Consider the following 6,744-nt stretch of genomic DNA (forward strand, 5'->3'; position numbering starts at 1 on the left):
TTTTTATCGGACAACAATGTTTTAAAATACAAAAACTATGAAAAAACTTCTCTTAAGCATTACCATTATCATTTTTTCAACTTTTTTATTTTCTTGTTCTAAAGAAGAATCAGAAACAACACTCACAGGTGAAAACGGCGGACAAATTTCTCGCTTTCAACTGGTAACAGTCGATTTTGGTAGCAATACAATACCAAACGATACCTATACTGGAACTTTCAATAACGAACCGATAACCTTATCAAAAATAGAAGACAACAAACTGCTCTTTTATGTAAAAGAATCCACACCACTAGGTCAAACGCAATTGCTTATTCCTGCTTTAAACAATACAAAAATAATATATGAAGTTGTTGAGGCTACTTTGACGCAATCTCCTGAGGCAACTCTACAACCACTAATGGATTATCAAGCCCAGTATGGAGCAACACTAACCAATGCCCCAGAAGATGCCCCGTTTTTACAAAACCATAATGCCTTTACCCAATACTTTGCCGACCTTTCAGACGATGACCGCATAATAGCAGCTAAATTTTACAACACCAATAAAGCCATTTTTGACCCCGTTTATACCACTAACTACGATGCCATACAAGGACGAATGGCCAACCAAACCCAAGCCGATTTTGACTTTCAATTATACCGTTCGTTAATTTTACGACATAAGTTGGCTGTTGCCGTTACTGTTGTTGCAGGAACTCTTGCCGCTACACCTCCTTATGAACCCATTGAAACAGGTCTTTCTATAGCAGTAGCACTAGCTGGTATTCACAAATCCAGTGATTTCCACAAGCAAATTATAGAAGATGTATTTAGAGTAGTTCAAATTAAATTGAACAATGAATTAGGAATAAATAATCGTTTGTCAAATGCTCCATATGCTGTATTATCGCTTACCGATAATCAAGCAACTACTTTACCATTTGCTGTAAATGCCAAAAACTTTAGCAATACCGATAGTAACGTGCAAAAAGAATTTGTACAAACGTATTTTACTGCTAAAAACAAACTAAATGGTTTTATTAACCAACTAAATACGGCTATCAATTGGATAAACAACAATGTACCACTTTTAACATTAAGCACTATTACTACAATTGATGTTCCTGCAACTACAGCTTTAAATTCGTTTGATACTAATGCCTCTTTGATGCAACGCTTCTCTTTTTCTGTAAACCACCCCAATCTTTCTTTACAAAATGCCACATTACAAAGTGATGGACAATTGAACCTAAAAGTAAAATTTTTAGGCAACCCTACTGCAACAAGTATCAGTAGCACACTAAACTATACGTATAACGATGATTTTAGCAGTTTTTCGGGGAGTTTTCCGATTGAGGTGAACTCTTCTGTAAGCAATCTCTTTAATTTTAGCTTTTATGACCAATATGATATTTCAACTTGTATTGGCCCTGATTCGTTCTCATGTAATTGGAAACTGAGTGTATCTTTTAGTGGAGGCTCACCTGTAGGTGGTACAATTTTTCATCGTACGTTATGGGATAATGAGAACGATGGTTTTTTTGAAGGTACTACAGGATATTTTTCTGCTAGTGTTACTAATGCAAATACATCTCTAAATAATAATATATACACTGTTAATCCTCCTGATAATGGATATTGTTGGGGCAATCCAAATACTCAATCCAAAGTCGAATATTATTATGTTTCTCCAACTGGTGTGGAAAGCCCACATTATTTTTCTCCAGTTCCAAGATAATAACTTAAAATTTAGAGATTATGAAAACAATCAAAATTCTATTCCTATTCGTAGGGATGATAGTGAGTGTTAAAGTTAGTGCTCAAACTTTTGACTTAAATACCAATCACACATCTATTTCAATGAAGACTAAAAATCTAGGATATACTGCAGATATTTCTATAACAAACAATCATGTTTCTGATCTTTACATTGTATCATACACTGTAGAGTTTACGCTAAAATGTGGTGGAACTAAAACTTATTCTGAAAACGAAATAGGAATTAAAGCTGGAAAAACAGATGATACAGGTGGATATACTATATCGATTCCTGAAGTAAAGGGTTGTGAAAGGGGTATATCTGGTGCTAACCTTATAAAATTCAGTGCAAACAAGAAAGAAACAACATCAACACAATCTTCTAGTTTATCAAATTCAAACAATCAAGGTATTAGTTCAAACGTAAACCACGATCCAAAACCTGGCCCAAACGCTTCTGTTCAAGAACTTGCTGCTTGGCAAAGAAGACAAAATACAGTCAACAATACTTCAACAACCACTACATCTTCTCAAAACTACAACAATTACGACAACAATACGGCTACTCAAAACAACAATAACCAAGGAGTAACCCAAGCAGATTTAAACGCTTTGTTAGAAAGAAACGCTCAAGAAAGCAACCGAATCTTGGGTTTGTCTCCTACAAATACCAACAAAACAACAGAACAAGTTGCTTCTGAAGGACTATGGAGTTTAGCAGACGCATGGGTACAATCAAGACAGGAAAGACTTGAACGAGAAGAACGCGAAGAAGAAAGAAAACGTATTCAAGCGGAAAACGAAAGAATCGAAAAAGAAAACCGACAAAGAATAATAAACAACAGATCTGTTATTATTAATAAATTTAGTGCTAAAGATATTCCATTGTCTTCTCGTGAAAAGGCATCAAAAATATATTATTTTGTTTATGCTTTTGAAAACAATAATCTCAATCAAGAATACGGTGCAACGGTATATGTTTCAAATGTTTTTGAAATTGGCACTTTTAATGATGGCACTAGAGCTTACACATCAACGGTTAAAAACGAAATAATTAATTTAACACCCTTCAATGAAGTGCTTCATGGATATTATTATTCAGAGGTAGAAGCCGAAAGCATAAGAAAATCCTTTATTGAATTATTAAAAAACAATGGGGTTTCAATCATAAACATTTCATATAAAGGTAAACCAGGTACAAAAACAGCAACCACAACTACTAATTTAACCCAAACAAACGAATCAAAATACGGCAAAACAATAAACATTAACGACCAAAATTTTGCACCTGCAACACTTAACGACCCTAAATCAACCGAAGTACCCAAACGCAACATAGAAAAAGCAACAGAGGAAGAAAAGAAGAAACAAAGCAAATACGGTAAAACCATTAAAATAGACTAATCATGAAGATAATTACAACAATTTTATTTATTCTTAGTAGCATAATTACTTTCGCACAAGGCGGAGCGATGGCAGACCTAAAATTTGAAGAAGCAGAAACAGCCTTCAACAATCAAGATTATGAAACCACCATCAAAAAATTAGATGAGTTTGATAAGCTATTAGGCTCAATAAAAGACAAATCATTATATCTAAGAATTATTTCACAAGATAAGTTGTTTGATCCCACCAAACTTTACGAAAACGAAAGTCAATTTAATCTTCTTTCTTCTCTTCGTAAAAACACAAATGCTTATTTAAAAGCCATGGAGAGTAACGGATTGGATGAAAGATATAGAGAAGTTTATGGAATTAGTGAAAAAATAGAAAAGTATCCGAAGGATAAAACAGCATTTCAGTTAGAAATTAAAAAAATTAATGACAATTTAGATAAATATGTAGGAGTATATGACTCGAACACTAATCTTGGTGCAATTCATATTACAAAAGATAATAATAGATTATATATTAAGTGTTATCTCAGCAAAAATATTTTGCCTTTAAAGTTTGTTGAAAATGATGAATATTTGATTGAAGAATATCTACATAAAGTAAAATTTACTTCTGAAAATTTATCATTAGAAGTTGATTCTGAATATTCAACTAAAAATATTTTTGAAAAGAGAATTAAAGCATTAGAAATTGAAATTGAAAATTTAGATAACTACACAGGTATATATACTATTGGAGATTATAAACTGGAAATCACCAAAAAAGGCAATACTTTATATTTACATTCACTTGCGGACACTATTGTAGATTTACCTTTTAGAAAAGTTGAAAAAGGAAAATATGTTTGTAATGAGGCTACGTCAATAGTATACTTATCTAAAGAAAAACTAATATTTCATAATGAAAACAGCAATCTTGAACCAATAACTATAAAGAAGATAAAGCCATGAAAACAATAATTATATGGAATGAAATAATAATGATAAAAATAAAACCATGATTAAAAATACTTTTACATTAATACTAATATTCCTATTCGCTATTTCTTTCGCACAAGAAAGCGCCATAGCAGACCTGAAATTTGAAGAAGCCGAAATGGCATTCAACAACCAGGAGTATAAAACCACCATCAAAAAATTAGATGAGTTTGATAAGCTATTAGGTTCAATAAAAGACAAATCATTATATCTAAGAATTATTTCGCAAGATAAGTTGTTTAAACCTGACGAACTTTATGATAACGAAAGTAATTTTAATCTCTTATCTTCCTTAAGAAAAAATACCAGTGCTTATTTAATAGCAATGGAAAGTAGTGGATTGGATGAAAGATATAGAGAAGTCTATGCAATCAATGAGAAGTTAGCAAACTATCCTATCGAGAAAACAGTTTGGATAAAAGAAAAACAAAAATCAGATTTAGAGAAGCAAGAAGCGGAAAAGAAGAACAAAGAATTAGTAGATTTTTATCGTGAATTAACACCTAAAATTGAAGCTTGGGAGTGGGATGAAAAAATAAAAATTGGAGCTGATTTTAAAAACTTGAAAAAACAATATCCTGATTTTTACAAAGAGTTTAATGAAAACCCAAAAAAAAATGATCTCGTAAATGGAAATAAAATAATCAGAATTAATAAAAAAAATGATGTTTCTAGAATTCAATCTGAAAAAGAAATAGATAGGATTATAACTGAATTTGGGAATATTGTTTCCTATTCTCTTGACTTAAATGAATCTTATGCTTTAAAAATAATGAATATGTGGAAACAAGAATTTGGTGAAAATGCTATAAATGAATATTTGCACGAAAAAAACAGACCAAATTATAAAATTGGAATGTATGTTTTAGAGTCCCCAAAAACAAGAGAAAAAATTTATATAGAATATATTTTAGTTAATAATACAATTAAATATAGAGGTATTAAATTAATTACAGGACTCGATAATCAAAAGTTCTACGAAAATCTTAAAAAAGTGAACTAAATAATTTCAAATAAAAGTTAGTCCAATATAAGCTATAATGATTAAAAAAAAATATTATTATTATGAAAACAAAAATCATTTTACTAATACTATCGATTGTCTTTGCAATACAGAGTCAAGCACAAATTGAAACAAAAGTTTTTACCTTAAACCTTGGGGAACCAACGTTAAACTCTTTAAGAGATTCGGTAAATTCTAATTCTAAATTAGTTATTAAAGCAAAAGAACCGTTAGCATTTAAATTAGTTAATGGTAATCCATATAAATACAAGTATGTAATTAATCACGATTTGATAACTTTTTTCGATTTTAATGAAAATCCGTTAGAAAATGTAAAATCGACATTAGAAAAAATTGAACCCAAAGAAAAATCTGAAACCGACAGCCCTATTGTTGCTCAAAATAAAATAAACACGTTATCAGATCAACTTTCAAAATTAAATTTTGAAATATCTGACTTTAAAGCATCAAATATGTTATTAAGTACTACAAATAGCAACAAAATTAATTTAGAATATAAATCTAAATTAAAGCAAATGAATTTAAATAAAATAGAATTAGAAAAAGCAATAGAAATAGCAAATTTAGAATTACAAGCGGCTACATCTGAATATAACTTTAAATCGCAATACTCAATAGCTTTTGTAAACCAACATAGCAAACAAGCTATAAAAGTAATTCCAAAAAATCAGTTAGAAGACGAGGAGAATATAACATTAGCAATTAATCTTTTAGGTAAAGAGTTCAAAAACCTTAAATCCAAACTAGACAAGTACATTTTAATTATTTCAGCAGAGGATTATTTAGATAAATTAAAGTTTGAAATAGAAAGAGAGAGTTATTTTTCCACTTATACAAAACTTATCAGTGACACTAAAGATATAGGAAGCGAAGCATATTTATTTGAGAACACTAAAAAAGAATTCGATGAAAATATTAAAGAAATTGATCCTTTGTCTGTAAAGATTATAGATGAAATTTCAAAAATGATGCAACTAAAATTTGATAATTATATCGTTCCTATTGATATTAATGGTAAAAATATTGATGCAGTAGAAGTAACAGTTGAACGCTATGACAAAACAGCTACAAACCCTACACCAGATAAATACACTTATAATATTTGGGTGAAAGGTGGTGTAAAAATTGACATAAGTGGTGGTTTATTTTTAACTTCTTTAATGGATAAAGAATATGAAACAAAAGATGACGGTAGCAATAAATATATTTTTGAAAAAAATAGAGGAGATTATGAATTTGGTTTTGGCTCAACCATTAATGTATCACTTCGAGGGGGTTCTTGGGTTAGACCAGGTTTAAGCATTGGAGCATTATTTACTACTAACCAAAAATTCCAATTATTAACAGGTTTAGGTTTTATCATTGGAAAAGAAGAACGAATTGTATTGCATACAGGTTTATCTATGGGAAGAATTTCGCGAATATCAGACAATTACAAAACGGATGGAAGCGTTTCATATGACCTAGGCACAGAAGGAACAATTCCAATGACAGAAAAATTCGCATTTGGTCATTTCTTTGGTTTAACCTATAATTTTGGAAAAGTTAAGAAACAGGATGAAAAAAATTAAATAAAGGGCAGCTTGTAATCGAGTAGACGGCTCCGCC

Annotated in this window: 5 protein-coding genes; all 5 read left to right on the forward strand. The window is 30.5% G+C overall.

Features of this window, described 5'->3' with window-relative positions; translation table 11 throughout:
* Positions 1-37: 37 nt before the first annotated feature.
* The 5 genes from B4I81_RS08595 to B4I81_RS08615 all read left to right on the forward strand — a co-directional run bounded on the left by B4I81_RS08595 (position 38) and on the right by B4I81_RS08615 (position 6,707).
* Complete coding sequence (locus B4I81_RS08595) at positions 38-1,720, forward strand: hypothetical protein (RefSeq protein ID WP_291109673.1); 1,683 nt, start codon at positions 38-40, stop codon at positions 1,718-1,720.
* Between the two features lie 20 nt (positions 1,721-1,740).
* On the forward strand, positions 1,741-3,144 hold the full coding sequence (locus B4I81_RS08600; RefSeq protein ID WP_291109675.1) for a hypothetical protein: 1,404 nt from the start codon (positions 1,741-1,743) through the stop codon (positions 3,142-3,144).
* A gap of 2 nt (positions 3,145-3,146) precedes the next feature.
* Positions 3,147-4,085 carry a hypothetical protein gene (locus B4I81_RS08605; protein ID WP_291109678.1) on the forward strand — a complete coding sequence of 313 codons (939 nt, stop codon included), beginning with the start codon at positions 3,147-3,149 and terminating at the stop codon, positions 4,083-4,085.
* Between the two features lie 46 nt (positions 4,086-4,131).
* Positions 4,132-5,115 carry a hypothetical protein gene (locus tag B4I81_RS08610; protein WP_291109680.1) on the forward strand — a complete coding sequence of 328 codons (984 nt, stop codon included), beginning with the start codon at positions 4,132-4,134 and terminating at the stop codon, positions 5,113-5,115.
* A 62-nt stretch (positions 5,116-5,177) separates the two neighbouring features.
* Positions 5,178-6,707: a hypothetical protein gene (locus B4I81_RS08615; protein ID WP_291109682.1), complete on the forward strand. Its 1,530-nt coding sequence runs from the start codon at positions 5,178-5,180 to the stop codon at positions 6,705-6,707.
* Positions 6,708-6,744: the final 37 nt, after the last annotated feature.

The organism is Flavobacterium sp. UBA6195 (assembly GCF_002422095.1).
In the GTDB taxonomy this organism is placed as follows: Bacteria; Bacteroidota; Bacteroidia; order Flavobacteriales; family Flavobacteriaceae; genus Flavobacterium.